Raw genomic sequence first — 16,692 nt, 5'->3', positions numbered from 1 at the left:
AGAACGGCGTGTTGCGACCCACAGGCGGTCGGCCGGTCGCCTGCGCTCAGGCGACCAGGGTGGTGCCGGGGGGCACCATGCGTTGCTGGGCGATCGACGACGCACGGCAGAGCGGATTTCGGCAGCCCACCGCGACCGTCACCACTGCCCATGCCCCGCGTGACGTCGGCACCAGCCGCCGTTCCGCGGAGATCGGCCCTCCGCACACTCTGCACACCCGTGAGTCCGCGACCATCGTGATCATCCCCATCCGACCCGTGGCGCCCGCATCGCCTCTTCCATGGTCCGCCCGGCGGCGTGCGGAAGCAAGAGTTGCGGCGAATGCCGGGCGGTCGGGATGTGCGCAATTCCGTCCCCAGCCGCGCACCGCACCGACTCATCCACAGTCGGGGCGCGCACCGCCCTCTACCGGGCCCGCACGGGTAGCGTCGACTCCATGCAGATCGACGTCCCCACTTCGGTCGGCCCCGGCCGACTGACCGTCTCCGCGGCCGAGCATCCCGCCGCGGTGCTCTGGCTCGGTCACGGCGCCGGCGGCGGCATCGAGGCGGCCGACCTCGCTGTCCTCGCCGCCCGGCTGCCCGGCGAAGGCATCACCGTCGTGCGCTACGAGCAGCCGTGGCGTGTCGCGGGCAAGCGCGTGGCCGCCCGCCCGGACACCCTCGACATCGCGTGGCAGGAGACGGCGCCCCGGGTGCGGGAGCTCGCCGGCGACCTTCCCCTGGTGACGGGTGGCCGCAGCGCGGGCGCGCGGGTCGCCTGCCGGACGGCGACGGCCCTCGGCGTTCGAGCTGTCGTCTGCCTTGCGTTCCCGTTGCACCCGCCGGGCAAGGCCGATCGGTCGCGGCTCAACGAACTGCTCGAGCCGGTCGTCCCTGTGCTCGTCGTCCAGGGCAGCGGCGACCCATTCGGGTCAGCGGCTCTCGTCGCCTCCGAAGTGGGGGCGGCGGAGGTCGGCACCTCCTCGGCCGAGGCAGCCGATCGCATCCGGGTGGTGGAGGTCCCGGGCGCCGATCACGGCATGAGGGTGCCGAAGGCGTCCCCGCTGGGTGCAGCCGGTGTGCGAGACCTCATCGCTTCGACCGTCGCGGAGTTCGTCCGCGCCGTCGTGTGACGGAGGAGGTCAGTACTCGCCCTTGATCACGAAATAGGACCCGCGGATGGTCCCCGCGAGCCGGGACTTCTGGCGCGCGAACTTGAACGACGACAGCTCCTCCGGCACGTCCATCCCGTCGGAGAGCTTGAATCCGACCGCCCGCTTGCCGCCCTCGGCGAGCGTGTACATCACGTTGATCGACAGTCCGGACTCGTAGAAGACGTACGTCATCCGCATCCCGTCGACCTCGAAGTCCGTGGCCTCGAGCGCCGGAGAGCCGATGACGATGTCGCGCTCGTCTTTCAGGACACGCGCCACCCGGTCCACCGCATCCTGCTCTTCCTCCGCGGTCCCGACGGTGAAGACGTGGTCGTACTTGTTGCGGTAGTACCGCGCTTCGTTCGCGCGGAGGCCGGCGAGCGCGTCCGCGACGGGCGACGATTCCAGCCCGACGGTGGAGACGTTCGCGAAGTCGACGACGTACGGCATGGGTCCTCCTGGATGTGCGGTGTCGAGCCTTACCGTAGCGTGCGCCGCGCTCTGGACGCGCGCTGGCGTGTCCGCTGCCCGCACGCACCGCGTCCGCGTCAGGATCGTGGGGTGTCCGAGCTGCTGATGCGCATCCACAGTCCCGAGTTCCAGGCGATGTCCGAGCGGGTGCTGGAGGTGACCGCGATCACCTCGCGGCTGAACGTCCTCCCCTTCGACGACGAGGAGGGCAAGTCCGCACTGTTCGAGCAGATCCTGGGCCGCCCTCTCCCGCCACGGGTGACCATCTACCCGCCGTTCTTCACCGACCACGGCCGCAACCTGGAGCTGGCGGAGCGGGTGTTCATCAACCAGAACTGCACGTTCCTCGACTACGCGGGCATCACCCTCGGCGAGAGCGTCATGGTCGCCCCGAAGGCGACCTTCATCACCGTCGGCCACCCCGTCGACACCGACGACCGCCGCATCTGGCTGACCGGCGGCCCCATCACGGTCGAGGAGAACGTGTGGATCGGCGCGGGAGCCACCATCCTCCCCGGCGTCACCATCGGCCGCGACTCCGTGATCGCCGCCGGCGCGACCGTCGCGGAGGACGTGCCCGCGCGGACGCTCGTCGCCGGCCCGAAGGCGGCGGTGCTGCGGAGCTGGTGAGGGGGCCGGCGGCCGCGGAACCGGAGGATTCCCGCTCCGACACACCGCGAGCCCGCAGGAAACGGAGGACCGCGCGCTCCCGAGGTGGCGCACTAGCCTCCGTTTCGGCTGAATCGGGCGCCTCGATGCATCCCGAGTCGTCAGAAACGCACGCTCGACTTTCCCGCGCGCCGACGGCTCCACTCCCGTGGCCAGCGAACGTGAGCGCACGAGAACGCGAGGAGCAGCCAACCCGCGAGCAGTGTCCATGGATTCGGCTCCAACACGTCGAAACGCTCCCCGAAGTCGTCACTGATCGTGGTCCGCGCCGCGAGAACGAGGGAACCGACGATCAGCGCCGCGCCCGCGGACATCCCGACGAAGGCGAGTTCGGCATGGTCGCGCCAGAAATGGCGGGCACGAGGAATCAGGCGGAGCGGAAGGCCTCCCGCCATGACGATGACCGTCGTCACGATGGCCGCCGCGGCGCTCAGCATGAACCACCCGATCATCGTCGGGATGCCGTCATAAGAGCCTGCCGCGAGGCAGACGACCAGCCCTGCGAAGCCCATGACGGCGAGGGTCAATGCCGACTGTCCACCCGCCTCCAGGAGCCCGCGCAGGATGCCGGCCGTCACGCCGTTCTGCTGCCCGCCACGCATGCGTCCACGCTAGTGAGGCGCAGCCCCGGAGGGATCATCCCTCAGAGGGATCCTCGGCGGGACGACGAGCACGCGTCCGCGCGCGAAGGACACGTCGAGCGGCATGAGATGACAGGATCGACCCGTGACCGCCGAATCGACCGACGAGCCGCTGAAACGACCTGCCGGCTCCGGGCGGACGACCGAGGTCCGGCTGCGGCAATCGAGTCGGGGTGCACGCGTGGCGGCCATCACCACGCTGATCGTCTTCCTCCTCGCCTGCCTGCTGGGTCAACTCCATCCGTCCCCGGATGTGTCAGCGCTCGATCGGAGTCTGGCCCCGCTCATCTGGGCTGCCGACTGCCTGCTCGCTGTCGCGGTGGTGAGGTCCCTGCTCGTCGGGGTCTACCTTTCTGAGCGCCACATCCGGGTGCGGAGCTGGTTCCGCACCTACACGATCCCGCTCGATGCCGAGACCCGGTGCCGACCCGACAGGTGGCGCAGTTGGTTCGTCACCCGCGGTACCTCGTACCGGTCGGTGCAGATGCTGTTTCTGTCCTGGACGCGCGAAGGAAGACGCACCTTCCGCTCGTTTCCGGCGACGGCCGTACGCCGCTCCCGCGCCATCGCCCAGGCGGACGTCGTCAACGCGTTCATCAGCGCCACCGCAGCGGGCGCGGCGCCGGCCGTCCGGGACTTCGCTCGCGGATCCGAATGGCTCCGGATCACCGCCGACTCCCGTCGACGGCTGGCTGAGCGGGACGCCGAACGGGACCACCGCGGCGTGCGCGCATGAATGGCGCGGCTGCTACTTGGTGAAGACCGCGTCGAGGACGCGCCCGTCGACGAGGTTCAATCGCACGCGCCAGCACGACCACGTATGAGCGACGACGGCGTCATCCACCAGCCGAGCATCCGTCCATGCGTCATCGGAGCCGAAACCGGTCGGAGTCGCAGTCCAGAGGACGGCCCCATCGGGCTGGACAAGTGAGACGGACTCGAACAGGTTCCCATCCGGGTGTGGGTCCAGCCGGAGGGTGACTCCTCCACCGCTGTCATGGTCACTCACGGTCGTGGGCCTCCACCACATCGCCGTCCGGCCCGCGCCGGAAGCTGCGCGTCACCTCGATGCGCCCGACGATGTTGCCGTTGAGTTCCTCGACCTGCTCGGCGGGAATCCAATACTCGAGGATTGTCTCACCGCCGACCTGCCGCACCTCGAAACGGTCCAAGAAGTCCTTGCGCACGCGGAAGCGGGTGACGTGCCCGACGCCGGACGCTTTGACGTTCCAATCTCGCGCAATGCGGACCGCGTAGTCCTCGTTGAGCACCGGATAGAAGATCGGCTGGTCCGGCAACCGCGGAGGCCATCGTGTCCAGCCGGATTCCTCCACCAGCACCAGCTCTTCGGGCCCCGTCGGACGCCAAAGCGTGACGGTTTCGACGTCGGTCATGGCTCATATGCTAAACGGACGTTCGAGCCTCGCTTCGACTATTGCGACCTGCGTTCAGCAAGGAGGTCGGCGAGATCCCTCGCACCCCGGCTGAGTTCTTCCCCGGGCTCGATGAGCAGCGTCGACCGAGCGGACCAACGACGGTGCGGTCCCCCCTGAAGGCGCACGTCGAGCTCGACGTGGCCACGGTGCGCCGCTGCGATCGACAGCTCGCCCTCGACCGACTCCCACACGCGTTCGCCGGTCCATCCGCGCCAGTCCTGAGCCAACTGCCTGAAGAACTCGACCAAGTCGTCGAACCCCTGCGCGTAGTTGGCGACGACTTCCGTGCGGGCGTTCAGGCCTCCGACTTCCAGGACGGCAGTCACGTATTCCGCTGAACCATCTCCTGCGCGACGCACGTCGCCGAACCGCAGCGCACCGCGTTCGTTGCCGATGGTCGCAGCATCCACGAGATCGATCATGGCGCAGGACCGATGGATGCGCGTGCCCGCGCGCCGCGACGGCTCAGCTCAACGGGCGGACGCGGAGATGCGGACCAGCCCAGGTCACGAAGAGCTCGTCCGCGCCGTGCGTCTCGAGGATGATGCTCAGCTCTTCGAATTCGAGGATCACGCCGTCCAACGCGTCGAGGGAGGTGCGGGTCGTGCGATAGCCGAGGAGTCGCTCGCCGACGACGGCGCGATAGGGGTCCTCCCGCGTCACATCGAACTCGCGCCACGCGCCGGACGCCCGAACGAACCTGCGGTTCTCGTCCGATAGCGGTTCGGCGAAAGGATCCTGCCAGCGGGTGACGCCGACCGCGAGCCGCTCGCCATCACCCCCGGCGTCGAAGCGGCGAACCTCACCGGAGTCGAAACAGAGTTGAATGGGACCGTCGTCCGACGGCGCCGAGCGCCCGTCGACATAGCGAAGGCGCTGGATGCTCTCGACCCGCGACCCAACCACCTGATCGATCAAGGTGAGCCGACCGTCGAGGTAGTCCATCTGATTCCTGCTCCACGATCCAGCGTCCGGCATGGATTCGGTGCGAGATGCGGCGGGGTCCACCCTCTGGGAAGCGATGAATTCCGCGTCGGCGTCACCGAGGAGGAAGACACTGCGGGTTGGATCCGGCTGCATCGGCTCTGCACCGGCCTTCCACAGCTCCGGCAGCACGTGCCAGCTGATCCGTTCGCGCTGGTGCGCGACCAGCCATTCACGGGTGGATGGCGAGACGGCTTCCCACCATCGAGGCTCCTCGGTCATACGGGAGACCATACCTGGCGGAGTCGTGCGGGCCGGCGACACGACGCAAGGGAAACTCCACCGGCGTTCCGTCACGGATTGGCGTTCATATCATTGCGGTATGTCAGCGATCCCGGCGAAGCAGGTTCACCGCGAGTTGGCCACGCTTCTAGGGCCCCTCCTCGAGAAGGATGGCTTCCGTCGGATCCGCCCTGGATGGACAGCCGCTTGGTCCAAGACCGTTGGCGAACGGTTCCTCCTCGTGTGGGTACAGCTATCGCGATCCGGCGACCCGTTCGGCTGGTACGGGACCTCGCTCAATGTCGAATTCGAGTTGAGCGAAACTGCCGTGCGCGGGACCGGTCGCTCCAGGGAACGACTGACCCGCTTGCTCTCGCACGAGCAGCGGGAGGAGGTTCGGCGCAATCAGAATGCGTTTATCGCCCGGCTGCCTCCGGCTCCCACCGTCGCACTCTCGCAACTTTCCGCTTCTTTACGATCTCAATACCTTGCGCAGGGCGATCAACGCAATGAACCATATGCGGCCAACGAGGACGTCTGGTTGCGGTATGCCGACGCCCGAGACCTTCAGAGCTGGTTCCCGCTCCTGCAAGAAATGGTGCCCGCAGCTGTTCGCGAAGCTGTTATCCGTTTCGGAGTCGACCTTCAGCAGTAGTGCGGATTACTCCTAGGGCGCGCCTCGTCTCCAGGATCGCCCACATCCCCGCTGCTGCTCGGCTCAAGCCCGAGGGCGGCACTGATCTCAGACACCGTTCGTTCGTGACTGTAGATCGAGAGAGTGGACCGGTTCGCGAGGATCACAGCCATCTCTCTTTCGCTCAGAACACGGGTGATCCATCACCCGGCTACCGAACCGAATCTAGCGTGCTGACAGGGGATTTCCGCCGGCCGCGTCAGACCGGCGTGAGCTCGGTCGCCTTGCCGAGGAGCTCCAACTCGACCCCCCGCCGCACCGCCTCCGAACGCGACGACACCCCGAACTTCTGGAAGATCGCGCTGATGTGGGTCTTGACGGTGTTGGGCGAGACGTAAAGGCGCTGTGCGATCTCCGGTCGGGTCAGGTGAGTCTGCAGGTAGGGAAGCACACGCTGTTCGGCTTCGGTGAGCGCCACGGAGTCGGCACGACGCTCCCGTGTCCGCGTGTGCTCGGCAAGCAGATTCCGGGCGAACGCGCTCCGTGTGTCCAAGGCGTCGCCTGGGAGCCCCGGGGGAAGGACTTCACCGATCTCATCGAGGAGGATCCGGGCCGCATCCGCATCCCCGACGGCCAATTGCGCACGGACGAGGAGCAGCCGGGTCGGGATGCTGAGGAGCGGCACGGCGCTCCCGCATCGTTGGCGTTCTGACATGGCCCTCGCCAGGTACCGTCTCCCCGATAGGGTTCGGCCGGCATGGAGTTCCAGACAGGCGGCGGACGCGTGCGCGTACGCGGACATGACGTAGCCTTCGATGCCTCCCGCCCGGATGGTGTCCAAGGCTCTCTGGATGTGCGGCGCCGCCTGCTCCCACGCTCCGGCCTCGATCGCGAGGAAGGCGAGCTCGGACTCGCAGATCACGATGGAGGCGGGATTGCCGTGGACGCTGGCGATGTGGATCGCCTCACCGAGAACGATCCTGGCGCGCTCTTCATGGCCGGCATGGAGCAGGGTGCTTCCGAGTATCTGAACGGCGGGGTCTCGCCACGGACTCTCCAGCGGTTCGACCTCAGCCGCGAACTCTGCGTCCTCGAGGGCTGATTCGATGCCGTCGCGCATCATGATGGCCCGGATCATCGCCTTCGCCGAAGCGACATTGATTCCGGCGGCGGCAGCGTCGTCAGGAACCATCCCCAGCAGGGTGCCCCACTTGCGGGCGTCGTCATCCGATCCCGCGAGGACCGCGAACCAGGCGAAGACGACAACGGCTGACGGGTTCGCCAGGAGGTTGGCGTCGCCGATCTCACGCAGCCACCGGCCGAGTGTCGCGCTCTGACCCGCCTCGTAGGCCGGGAGACCGGCGGCGGTCACCAGGGCCGTCGCGGTGGGGAACTCCCCCGCCGCGATGGCATGATCGATAGCCGCGGGGAGTTGCCCGCGCTCGGCGAACCACTGCGATGCTCGAGCGTGCAAGGCCGGCACCAGCGAGGCGGACTCGAGCTGCAGCTCATCCGACAGGTACTCCCTGAACAGGGGATGCAGGCGGAACGCGCGGCCGTCCACGTCCGCGGTGACGAAAAGCTGGCGCGATTCCAGGTCCCGAAGGATCCGGATCGAATCGTCACGTTCCAGTACGGCATCGCACAGGTCCGGGATGTGGGTGGTGAGGATCGAGGTGCGGAGCAGAAACTGGCGGGTGTCCTCCGGGAGGTCGCGCACGCATTCTCGATAGAGGTAGTCGGCGAGTGCGCTGTGGTCGCTCGTGACGGCGAACGGCCTGCTTCTCGAGAGCAGTGCGTACATGTGCAGCCCGGCCGCCCAGCCCTCGCACCGGTCCACCCAGTCCGCAAGGATGCTCTGGTCCACGTGAGCACCCGCTTCGTCGGCGATCCGCGCCGCCCCGTCGAGGTCGATGCGCAACTCGGCCGCCCCGACCCTGGCTGCCGACATCTCGACGCGACCTCGGGCCAAGGCCGCCAGATGCTGCCGGCTCGCCAGTACCACCTGCGATCCCGCCGGCACCCGAGCCAAAGCCACCTCCAAGGCGTCGATGCATCCGACCGTTCTCAGCACGTGGACGTCGTCGATGAACAGGACGAACGGGCGTTCGCACCGTGAGAGCGCAAGAGCCAGCGCCGGGGCGAGCCTGCTCAGCACTCCCGTCTGGGTGGTCGCGATCTGCGTGAAGACCGACTCGGCCTCCGATGCGAACGCCGTGCACACGCGGGCCAGGAGGCGGATCAGCGCCGCCGGATCGTCATCGTCTTCGCGGAGTGTGAGCCAACCGGTCGCCCGATCTTCGTCGTGTTCCCATTCGGCGAGGAGCGACGTCTTCCCGTAGCCGGCGGGCGCCTCGACCGTGACGATCCGGGAGGTACTGGCGCGCAGCGATTGGATGAGATCCTGCCGGCGAACATAGGCCGGGTCGAAGAGCGGAGCGGTGGTCTTGCTCTCGAAGAGCAGAGTTTCCAGATCGTCGTTCGCCGAACCCATCCGATATCCCATCGCCGCACGGGCTGGAAGGCTCGTGCGAGCCACCAGGACATAACCGCATCACATGCATTTATAGCGGGGCGCGCCGCAGCCATGGAGAACGCGTCGTACGGTGCGGCGATGCGGACGACCAGCCCCCTGAAGCCCCTGACGGTCGAGGACCGCGAAATGCGCGCTGCTACCTGGTGAGACCGCGTCGAGGACGCACTGGCGAGGCTGCCGTCACCCTCGGGTTGGGGGGATCGCCGAATGGTATCCGAGGCTAGCTTGATCCCATGCCGGGGGTGTCAGCACGCGTGATGAAAGCGGCCGCAGTGGGAGCTGCCATGGCGCTTGTCACAGCTTCGCTGACCGGTTGCTACGGCACCCCGGGCCAACATGAATACGATCTGATCGACGCGGTTGCCGAGCAACTAGAGGTCACTCGCGCCGGCGTGGTTCTCACCGAACGGCATTACGGGCAGATGCGACGCATGAGTGGCCCAGGCCCGACCGTCGAGTTCAGGATAGCCACCGATGATCCACTTGCCTCCGCCACCATCGTCAGCAACGCGGTCCGAAATGGGTGGGAGGACTCATCGAGTATGGATCAAATCGTCACAGGGAGAGCCTCCGTATCCATTGGCGACTATTTCCTGGAGCTGGCGATCGCTCCCTGGACGGCTAATGGGCCGGTCCCCGGCGCTGAGGACAAGACCCGGACATCGAACCGCTCGGGAATCGATGTCACAATCACTCAGTCCTGAGCTGCTCTGCTCTGCTCTGCAGGGATATTGCAGCGTTATGGCGCGAAGAACGCACACAAACGGTCGCCTGTGACGCCACGCTAACTGCAGGATGCCCGCCCGCCGGCGACAAGTCCTGATCAGCTACACAATGAAGCGGGAATCCACGCGTCAAACGCCTCACTCGGCGGACCAGAGCTCCTCGGCTTCGATGACCAGATCGATCGTCTGACGCAGGAGACCTCCCATCGATGTCGATCTCAGCAGGGTGTACCTGTCGTACTCGCCCAGCGGGGCGATCGCCGCCAGTTGCCACGCGGCCTCGACGGGGTCGTTCGACAGCTCGATATCGGCATCCGACTGCGGCTCCGCGACACGGGCGACCACGCGGCGGACAACCGATTCAGCCTCGGCCCGTAGAGGATCGAGTGCCTCGGACCACTCCAGATCCGGCAGCATCGAGAGCTCAGCCCGGGGATACGGGTCGTCGTCGAGCCATCGCTCGACCGTGAACCGCCGGGTCCCCACGCCGACGATGAGCAGGTCGTCGGCGCCCACGGCGGCGCTCACAAGACGCGCCATCGTCCCGACCGAGGCGCGCTGGTCGCCGCCCCCGGCTTCGAATCCGCGCTCGATGAGCACGACGCCGAACTCGAAACCCGGTTCGACCTCATCGAGCAGGCGCCCGACCAGCGTGAGATACCGCGGCTCGAACACCCGCAACGGGATGGGCACGGAGGGGAACAGCACTGATCCGAGCGGGAACATCGGCGAGGCGGCCATGCTCCAGTGAAGCACCGCGGACTTAGAGTGAACAGGTGCCCCGACCGCGCCCCGAGATCCCGGGACCGGGGCAGGAGTCTGTGTGGGACTACCCGAGGCCGCCGCGCATCGAGAGCGTCGCCGTGCCTGTCACGATCCGTCTGGGCGGGCAGCTCATCGTCGAAACCCGGGACGTTGTCCGGGTGCTCGAGACAAGCCATCCGCCGGTCTACTACCTCCCGATAGCGGACTTCGCGATCGGCGCCTTGGTCGACGCCGACGGCTCGTCGTTCTGCGAGTTCAAAGGCACCGCACGATATCTCGACGTGCGCGGCGGAGGCGAGGTTCGGCGCGCGTGCGCGTGGAACTACCCGCATCCGTCGCCGGGGTTCGAGCCGCTCCGAGACCGCGTCGCCGTCTACGCCCAGCAGATGGACGAGTGCACGGTCGACGGCGAGACCGTCACGCCGCAGCCCGGAGAGTTCTACGGCGGCTGGATCACGAGAGCCGTGGTCGGGCCCTTCAAGGGGTCGCCCGGGTCACGGCACTGGTGAACGCCGTGGCGATCTACACGTTGAAGCGGAACTCCACCGAGTCACGTCACGGATACGTATATCGCGAAGGGGAACGCCGCTTCCACACGGGCGACCGACTGAGGCGGCAGAATCAGTGCATGCCCACGCCCGCCCCGTCCGTTCTCCCGTTCCGCATCGAGAATGGCTGGCCCGTGCGGCTAGCCGGTTGCCGCGTCACGCTCCGGGAGACGGGGATTCTTCTGGGTTCCCTTTATTTCGATGTGGAGGAGTGGGCCGATCTCGACCTGCACGCCGTTCATTCCATACGCATCGACGACCACCCAGCGACACACGGAACAAGCATCCGACGTCCGGACGGTTCCGAGGAGTCAACGACATTCACCATTCCGATGGCCCCGGTGCCGGTTCCCGAAGACGTCCTCAGCACGCCCCGCACATTCGGGGAATGGGTGTCGGATGTTCACGGAAGCTCAGGTCGGCTTCTCGTCTGGGATGACACGCTCACATGGTGGTGGGCGCACGATCCCGAACTCGAGGCTCTGTTGATGTGCGCTCCGGTCGGCCGATACTCGCCACGCTCTGACGAATTGTCGTGGCTTCCGTTTGGCACCGAGACCGGGCGACGATCAATCGAGAGGCTTCACGCGCGATTCGGGATAGAGGCACGCACAACGGCCGATTCCACCCCTGAGGAATAACACACGCATCCGCGTGGCGAATGCAAAGCGCGGCCCGACACGACGTGCGACCGCCGCCAGCTCAAACGTTGAACCGGAACTCCACCACGTCGCCGTCCTGCATGACGTAGTCCTTGCCCTCCATGCGCGCCTTGCCGCGCGAGCGGGCCTCGGCGACGCTTCCGGCATCCATCAGGTCGTCGAAGGAGATGACCTCCGCCTTGATGAAGCCCTTCTCGAAGTCGGTGTGGATGACGCCGGCCGCCTGCGGGGCCTTCCAGCCCTTGTGGATGGTCCAGGCACGCGACTCTTTCGGGCCGGCCGTCAGGTAGGTCTGCAGGCCCAGGGTGTCGAAGCCGATGCGGGCGAGCTGGTCGAGGCCGGACTCCTCCTGGCCGGTCGACGCGAGCAGTTCGGCGGCGTCGGCCGCGTCGAGGTCGATGAGTTCCGACTCCAGCTTGGCGTCGAGGAAGACGGCCTGCGCGGGCGCGACCAGGGCGGCCAGCTCGGCGCGACGGGACTCGTCGGTGAGCACATCCTCGTCCACGTTGAAGACGTAGATGAACGGCTTGGCGGTGAGCAGGCCCAGTTCGCGGACCGGCTCCAGGTCGATCGACGAGGTCGACAGCGGCTTGCCCGAGTTGAGGTACTCGATCGCGGCGCGCGCGGTCTCCAGGACCACCGGCTCCAGCTTGCGGCCCTTGACCTCCTTCTCGTACCGCTGCTCCGCCTTCTCGAGGGTCTGCAGGTCGGCGAGGATGAGCTCGGTGTTGATGGTCTCCATGTCGCCCGCCGGGTCGGTCTTCCCGGCCACGTGGACGACGTCGGCGTCGCTGAACCCGCGCACGACCTGGGCGATGGCGTCCGCCTCGCGGATGTTCGCCAGGAACTTGTTGCCCAGGCCCTCGCCCTCGCTCGCGCCCTTCACGATGCCGGCGATGTCGACGAACGACACCGGAGCGGGCACGGTCCGCTCGCTGTGGAACAGCTCGGCGAGGCGGTCCAGCCGCGGGTCGGGCAGGTTCACCACGCCGACGTTCGGCTCGATGGTCGCGAACGGGTAGTTCGCGGCGAGCGCGTCGTTCTTGGTCAGCGCGTTGAACAGGGTGGACTTGCCCACATTGGGCAGCCCGACGATTCCGATAGTGAGAGCCACGGTCGTCCATTCTACGGGGCGGGTGGGTTGCGGCCGGCCGACGGTCGGGCGGCTCAGCCCTCCAGCGTGGCCCGGTAGCTGCGGGTCACGTACGGCAGCTCGAAGGTGTCGCGCCCGGCGAGGTCGGGATGCTCGCGAGCGAGGCGCCGCAGCGACTGGATCACGGCGGCCTGGCCGTCCGGGTCCTTCGTGATGAAGTAGCTGCGGGAGCGCGCCAGATCGAGCAGGCCGTCGACGGTGAGCGCCTGCACCCAGCGGGTCTCGTGACGTTCCAGCGGACCGAACGGCGGCGGGACCACCGGGTCGGCCTCGTCGTCGAACACGGCCGAGCCCGCATCCATCAGCTCCCCGAGCTCGCGCACCCAGCCGACGCTCTCGTCGCGCTCGTTCCAGATCAGCCCGAGCCGGCCGCCGGGGCGGAGCACCCGGGCGACCTCGGGAACAGCTCGGTCGGCGTCCACCCAGTGCCACGCCTGAGCGACGACCACCAGCCCGAAGGCGTCGTCCGGCAAGGGGATGCGCTCGGCGGCGCCCTCGCGCGCATCCACGTCGGCGAGACGCTCCTGGAGCACGCGCAGCATCGCGGGCGACGGGTCCACGGCGGCGACCTCGAGTCCGCGCTCGACGAGCGATGCCGTGAGCTTGCCCGTCCCTGCGCCCAGGTCGAGCACCGGCCCCTCCACCCCGTCGAGGAGCCAGCTGACCGCCTCCGCCGGGTACGTCGGCCGGGCCGCGTCGTAGAGGTCGGCGGCGCGGTCGAACGAGGCGGCATGGAGGTCGCGCTGCTGACGGGATCGCATGCCGCCGATCGTACGCGTCGCGACCGACACACGCCCGGCCGCGCGGTTGAGGTGCACGTAGGTGCGCATTCACACGGCGTGTCGACCGCAACAACGTGCACCTCGCGGCGGGATGCGGCGGCGCGCGGGCGGGATGCCGGGCGGCGTCGGTGGGCCGTGTCAGCATGACGACGTGACCCTGGACTTCACCGCCATCGACTTCGAGACCGCCAACTCCTCCGCCGCATCGGCCTGCTCGGTCGGACTCGTCAAGGTCAGAGACGGCAAGGTGGTCGACCGGGCGGGATGGTTCATCCGGCCGCCGCTGGGGCACGACGTCTTCCAGGAGTGGAACGTGCGCATCCACGGCATCCGGCCCGAGGATGTGGCCGACGCGGCGGGCTGGGTCGACCAGCTGGCCGATCTGGTCGAGTTCGCCGAGGACGACCACCTCGTCGCCCACAACGCGGGCTTCGACATGGGTGTGATCCGTGCGGCGTGCGCGGCGACCTTCGTCGCCTGCCCGGAGTACAGCTACCTGTGCAGCCTGCAGGTGGCGCGTAAGACGTACCACCTGGAGTCGTACCGTCTGCCCGTCGCGGCGATGGCGGCCGGGTTCGAGGACTTCGCGCACCACGACGCGTTGGCGGACGCCGAGGCGTGCGCGGCCATCATGATCCACGCCGCCCGGCGGCACGACGCGGCCACGATCGCCGACCTCGCCGAGCTGACCGGCGCCCGGCTCGGACGCATCGGCGTTCCCATCGCCGCCTGATCGAGTCGTGACATGGTGCGGCGATTCGCCGCGGATTGGAGCGATTCCGCGCGTCTCGGCGAGATGGGATCGGACTCGCGGGGCGCGGAAGCGGCAGTGTCGGCGGCTGCTGACACACTGAGGGCATGGACATCCTCGCCCTGCTCCTCGGCCTCCTGATCGGCCTCGTCGTCGGCGCCATCGGCGCGGGCGTCGCGGTCCTTCGTCTCCTGCGTTCGCGGACGTCGGCCGAGCCCGCCGCACCGGTCGTCGACCCGGTCGTGCTCGCCGCCCAGCATCAGGCCGAGCTCGCCGAGCTGCGGGCGACCGAGACAGCGGTGCAGTCGGAGATCCGGGCCGATCTCGCCGCTGCGCACAGCCGGGTGGATGCGCTGCAGGATCAACTGCGCGCCGCCCAGGAGCAGTACCGCGAGACGGTGGAGCAGCATCGCGCCGAGGCGGAGGCCCGCGCCGAGCGTGAGCGCGCCGAGAGCAAGGTGCTGCAGGCCCTCGCGCCGGTGCGCGAGAGCCTGACGGACATGCAGCGCAAGGTCATCGAGCTCGAGACCCAGCGCAACCAGCAGCACGGGCAGCTCGCCCAGCAGCTGCGGTCGGCGGCGGAGTCGGAGGAACGGCTGCGCAGCACGGCGGAGGCCCTCGCGTCGGCCCTCCGCTCCAACAGCACCCGCGGTGTCTGGGGCGAGACCCAGCTGCGGAGCGTCGTGGAGGCCGCGGGTCTCATCGAGCGCGTCGACTTCGACGTGCAGTCGAGCATCCACTCGGAGTCCGGCGCAGGCCGGCCCGACATGATCGTGCGTCTCCCCGGCGGCAAGAGCATCGCGCTCGACGCCAAGGTGCCCTTCAACGCATACCTCGAGGCCAGCCAGATCCCGGCGACGGCGACGGGTTCGGAGGCCGCGCAGCGGGAGGCGCTGCTCAAGCAGCACGTCAAGGCCGTGCGCGACCACATCACGGCTCTGGGCAGCAAGGCGTACTGGACCGGTCTCGAGTCCTCCCCCGAGCTCGTCATCGCGTTCATCCCGAGCGAGTCGCTCGTGTCGTCGGCTCTCGAAGCCGATCCCTCCATCATGGAGTTCGCCTTCGGCAAGCGGGTCGCGCTCGCGTCGCCCGTGACCCTGTGGTCCGTACTCAAGACCGTGGCCTTCAGCTGGCAGCAGGATGTGCTCACCCAGGAGGCCAAGCAGCTCTTCGACCTGAGCCGGACGCTGTACAGCCGGCTCTCCACCACGGCCGGTCACATCGAGAAGCTGGGCCGGTCGCTGGAGCGCACGGTCAAGGACTACAACGGCTTCGTCGGGTCGTTCGAGCGCCAGGTCTTCCCCGCGGCCCGCAAGCTCAACGCGCTCGACGAGTCGAAGGTCATCGGCGTGATCGAGGGCATCGAGGAGGCGCCGCGCGAGCTGACGGCGTTCGAACTCGTCAGCGAGCTGGAGCCGCGCGACATGCACGGGATCGACAAGCTCGCCATCGAAGAGCAGGAGCGCGCCCACGCCCTTGAGGCAGAGCGCGACACCGGCGCAGCCTAACCCGCGCGCCGGACCTCAGAGCTGGTCGGGCTCCAGCCACTTCTCCGCGAGGTGGTCCGCCACCACGCGACGGGCGGTGCCCGACTTCGACCGGAGCACGATCGACTCCGTCCGGATGATCGGTCCCTTACGGCGCACGCCCTCCACCAGGCCGCCGTCGGTCACACCGGTCGCGACGAAGAACGTGTTGTCGCCCTGCACCAGGTCGTCCGCGCTCAGAATGGTGTCCATCTTCAGCCCCGCGGCGATGCCCTTCGCCCGCTCCTCGTCGTCGCTCGGCGCCAGCATGCCCTGCATGAACCCGCCGAGGGCCTTGATCGCCGCCGCCGTGATCACGCCCTCCGGGCTGCCGCCGATGCCGACGCACATGTCGATCCGCGACTCGTAACGAGCCGCGTTGATGCCACCCGCGACATCGCCGTCGAGCAGCAGCCGCGTCCCGGCTCCCGCCGCCCGGATCTCCTCGATCAGGCCCTCATGCCGCGGCCGGTCCAGCACCGCCACCCGAACCTCCGTGACCGGCTTGCCCAGCGCCTTCGCCAGCGCCCGGATGTTCTCACCGATCGACTGCGAGAGGTCCACGACACCGTGGCCGGCCGGACCGGTAACGATCTTGTTCATCCGGAACACGCTCGACGCGTCCAGCATCGATCCCCGGTCGGACACCGCGATGACCGACAGCGCGTTCTGCCGCCCGGCCGCCGTCAGCGAGGTGCCGTCGATCGGGTCGACCGCGATATCCACCGCGGGCCCGCGTCCGTTGCCGACATGCTCGCCGTTGAACAGCATCGGCGCGTTGTCCTTCTCGCCCTCGCCGATCACGATGACGCCGTCGAAGTTGACCGTCCCGAGGAACTTGCGCATCGCATCCACCGCTGCACCGTCGGCCGCGTTCTTGTCGCCGCGCCCGATCCACGGCGTCGCCCGGATCGCCGCCGCCTCCGTCGCCCGCACCAGCTCCATCGCCAGGTTCCTGTCCGGGTGCTGGAAGTGCGTGGCGGTGTCGGTCATGCTCATGGTGGGTCCTCCCGGACGGATTCGGAACGTCGTCGTCGATACCGGAGCGGGAT

General features: G+C 68.1%; 19 protein-coding genes. 8 read left to right on the top strand and 11 right to left on the bottom strand.

The features are described 5' to 3' along the window. Positions 1–436 precede the first annotated feature (436 nt). On the top strand, positions 437–1,114 hold the full coding sequence (locus BLR91_RS05600) for an alpha/beta hydrolase family protein (RefSeq protein ID WP_089876503.1): 678 nt from the start codon (positions 437–439) through the stop codon (positions 1,112–1,114). A gap of 9 nt (positions 1,115–1,123) precedes the next feature. On the opposite strand, the gene BLR91_RS05595 is transcribed toward BLR91_RS05600, so the two are convergent. Further along, positions 1,124–1,585: a phage tail protein gene (locus tag BLR91_RS05595; RefSeq protein ID WP_089876505.1), complete on the bottom strand. Its 462-nt coding sequence runs from the start codon at positions 1,583–1,585 to the stop codon at positions 1,124–1,126. Between the two features lie 111 nt (positions 1,586–1,696). Here BLR91_RS05595 and BLR91_RS05590 point away from each other — a divergent pair, with 111 nt between their 5' ends. Further along, complete coding sequence (locus tag BLR91_RS05590; protein ID WP_089876507.1) at positions 1,697–2,236, top strand: sugar O-acetyltransferase; 540 nt, start codon at positions 1,697–1,699, stop codon at positions 2,234–2,236. 140 nt (positions 2,237–2,376) lie between these two features. Here the strand turns inward: BLR91_RS05590 and BLR91_RS05585 are convergent, their stop codons facing one another. Then, positions 2,377–2,877 (bottom strand): hypothetical protein, encoded by a 501-nt coding sequence (locus tag BLR91_RS05585; RefSeq protein WP_089876509.1) that lies wholly within the window; start codon positions 2,875–2,877, stop codon positions 2,377–2,379. Between the two features lie 124 nt (positions 2,878–3,001). Here BLR91_RS05585 and BLR91_RS05580 point away from each other — a divergent pair, with 124 nt between their 5' ends. Beyond that, entirely contained in the window at positions 3,002–3,652 is a 651-nt protein-coding gene (locus BLR91_RS05580) for a hypothetical protein (RefSeq protein WP_089876511.1), read from the top strand. Positions 3,653–3,664: 12 nt separating this feature from the next. Here the strand turns inward: BLR91_RS05580 and BLR91_RS05575 are convergent, their stop codons facing one another. From BLR91_RS05575 to BLR91_RS05560, 4 genes are read right to left on the bottom strand one after another with little or no spacing between them, the layout of a single operon-like run. Beyond that, positions 3,665–3,925, bottom strand: coding sequence for a hypothetical protein (locus BLR91_RS05575; protein ID WP_089876513.1), 261 nt, complete (start codon positions 3,923–3,925; stop codon positions 3,665–3,667). After that, on the bottom strand, positions 3,918–4,310 hold the full coding sequence (locus BLR91_RS05570; protein WP_089876515.1) for an ADP-ribosylation/crystallin J1: 393 nt from the start codon (positions 4,308–4,310) through the stop codon (positions 3,918–3,920). Before BLR91_RS05570 ends, BLR91_RS05575 begins: the two co-directional genes overlap by 8 nt. A gap of 38 nt (positions 4,311–4,348) precedes the next feature. After that, on the bottom strand, positions 4,349–4,774 hold the full coding sequence (locus BLR91_RS05565) for a DUF6228 family protein (RefSeq protein ID WP_197674312.1): 426 nt from the start codon (positions 4,772–4,774) through the stop codon (positions 4,349–4,351). 43 nt (positions 4,775–4,817) lie between these two features. Next, positions 4,818–5,558, bottom strand: coding sequence for a hypothetical protein (locus tag BLR91_RS05560; RefSeq protein ID WP_089876517.1), 741 nt, complete (start codon positions 5,556–5,558; stop codon positions 4,818–4,820). 100 nt (positions 5,559–5,658) lie between these two features. On the opposite strand from BLR91_RS05560, the gene BLR91_RS19970 reads away from it, so the two are divergent. Next, positions 5,659–6,213 (top strand): hypothetical protein, encoded by a 555-nt coding sequence (locus tag BLR91_RS19970; RefSeq protein WP_157694659.1) that lies wholly within the window; start codon positions 5,659–5,661, stop codon positions 6,211–6,213. 238 nt (positions 6,214–6,451) lie between these two features. On the opposite strand, the gene BLR91_RS05555 is transcribed toward BLR91_RS19970, so the two are convergent. Continuing rightward, a complete protein-coding gene (locus BLR91_RS05555) occupies positions 6,452–8,686 on the bottom strand; it encodes a LuxR C-terminal-related transcriptional regulator (RefSeq protein WP_089876519.1) in 2,235 nt (744 codons plus the stop codon). Positions 8,687–8,970: 284 nt separating this feature from the next. Here BLR91_RS05555 and BLR91_RS19965 point away from each other — a divergent pair, with 284 nt between their 5' ends. Next, positions 8,971–9,432, top strand: a complete 462-nt coding sequence (locus BLR91_RS19965) for a hypothetical protein (protein WP_157694660.1) — start codon at positions 8,971–8,973, stop codon at positions 9,430–9,432. A 159-nt stretch (positions 9,433–9,591) separates the two neighbouring features. Here the strand turns inward: BLR91_RS19965 and BLR91_RS05550 are convergent, their stop codons facing one another. Further along, a complete protein-coding gene (locus BLR91_RS05550) occupies positions 9,592–10,179 on the bottom strand; it encodes an LON peptidase substrate-binding domain-containing protein (RefSeq protein WP_089881528.1) in 588 nt (195 codons plus the stop codon). A 50-nt stretch (positions 10,180–10,229) separates the two neighbouring features. On the opposite strand from BLR91_RS05550, the gene BLR91_RS05545 reads away from it, so the two are divergent. After that, positions 10,230–10,727 (top strand): DUF427 domain-containing protein, encoded by a 498-nt coding sequence (locus BLR91_RS05545; RefSeq protein ID WP_089876524.1) that lies wholly within the window; start codon positions 10,230–10,232, stop codon positions 10,725–10,727. A gap of 741 nt (positions 10,728–11,468) precedes the next feature. On the opposite strand, the gene ychF is transcribed toward BLR91_RS05545, so the two are convergent. Both ychF and BLR91_RS05535 read right to left on the bottom strand, forming a co-directional pair. Beyond that, the gene (ychF, locus tag BLR91_RS05540) at positions 11,469–12,542 is read right to left on the bottom strand and encodes a redox-regulated ATPase YchF (RefSeq protein WP_089876526.1); all 1,074 of its coding nucleotides are present in this window, start codon (positions 12,540–12,542) and stop codon (positions 11,469–11,471) included. A 53-nt stretch (positions 12,543–12,595) separates the two neighbouring features. Next, a complete protein-coding gene (locus BLR91_RS05535; protein ID WP_231918827.1) occupies positions 12,596–13,342 on the bottom strand; it encodes a class I SAM-dependent methyltransferase in 747 nt (248 codons plus the stop codon). A 172-nt stretch (positions 13,343–13,514) separates the two neighbouring features. Between BLR91_RS05535 and BLR91_RS05530 the strand changes: the two genes are divergently transcribed. Together BLR91_RS05530 and rmuC are read left to right on the top strand one after the other, a co-directional pair. Beyond that, positions 13,515–14,096: an exonuclease domain-containing protein gene (locus tag BLR91_RS05530; RefSeq protein WP_039731421.1), complete on the top strand. Its 582-nt coding sequence runs from the start codon at positions 13,515–13,517 to the stop codon at positions 14,094–14,096. A 125-nt stretch (positions 14,097–14,221) separates the two neighbouring features. Next, the gene (rmuC, locus tag BLR91_RS05525) at positions 14,222–15,622 is read left to right on the top strand and encodes a DNA recombination protein RmuC (protein WP_089876530.1); all 1,401 of its coding nucleotides are present in this window, start codon (positions 14,222–14,224) and stop codon (positions 15,620–15,622) included. A gap of 15 nt (positions 15,623–15,637) precedes the next feature. On the opposite strand, the gene glpX is transcribed toward rmuC, so the two are convergent. Continuing rightward, positions 15,638–16,639 carry a class II fructose-bisphosphatase gene (gene glpX, locus BLR91_RS05520; RefSeq protein WP_018191542.1) on the bottom strand — a complete coding sequence of 334 codons (1,002 nt, stop codon included), beginning with the start codon at positions 16,637–16,639 and terminating at the stop codon, positions 15,638–15,640. Positions 16,640–16,692: the final 53 nt, after the last annotated feature.

Origin of the sequence: Leifsonia sp. 466MF (assembly GCF_900100265.1) — a bacterium.
In the GTDB taxonomy this organism is placed as follows: domain Bacteria; phylum Actinomycetota; class Actinomycetes; order Actinomycetales; family Microbacteriaceae; genus Leifsonia.
This window is presented reverse-complemented; position numbering and strand designations above follow the sequence as displayed.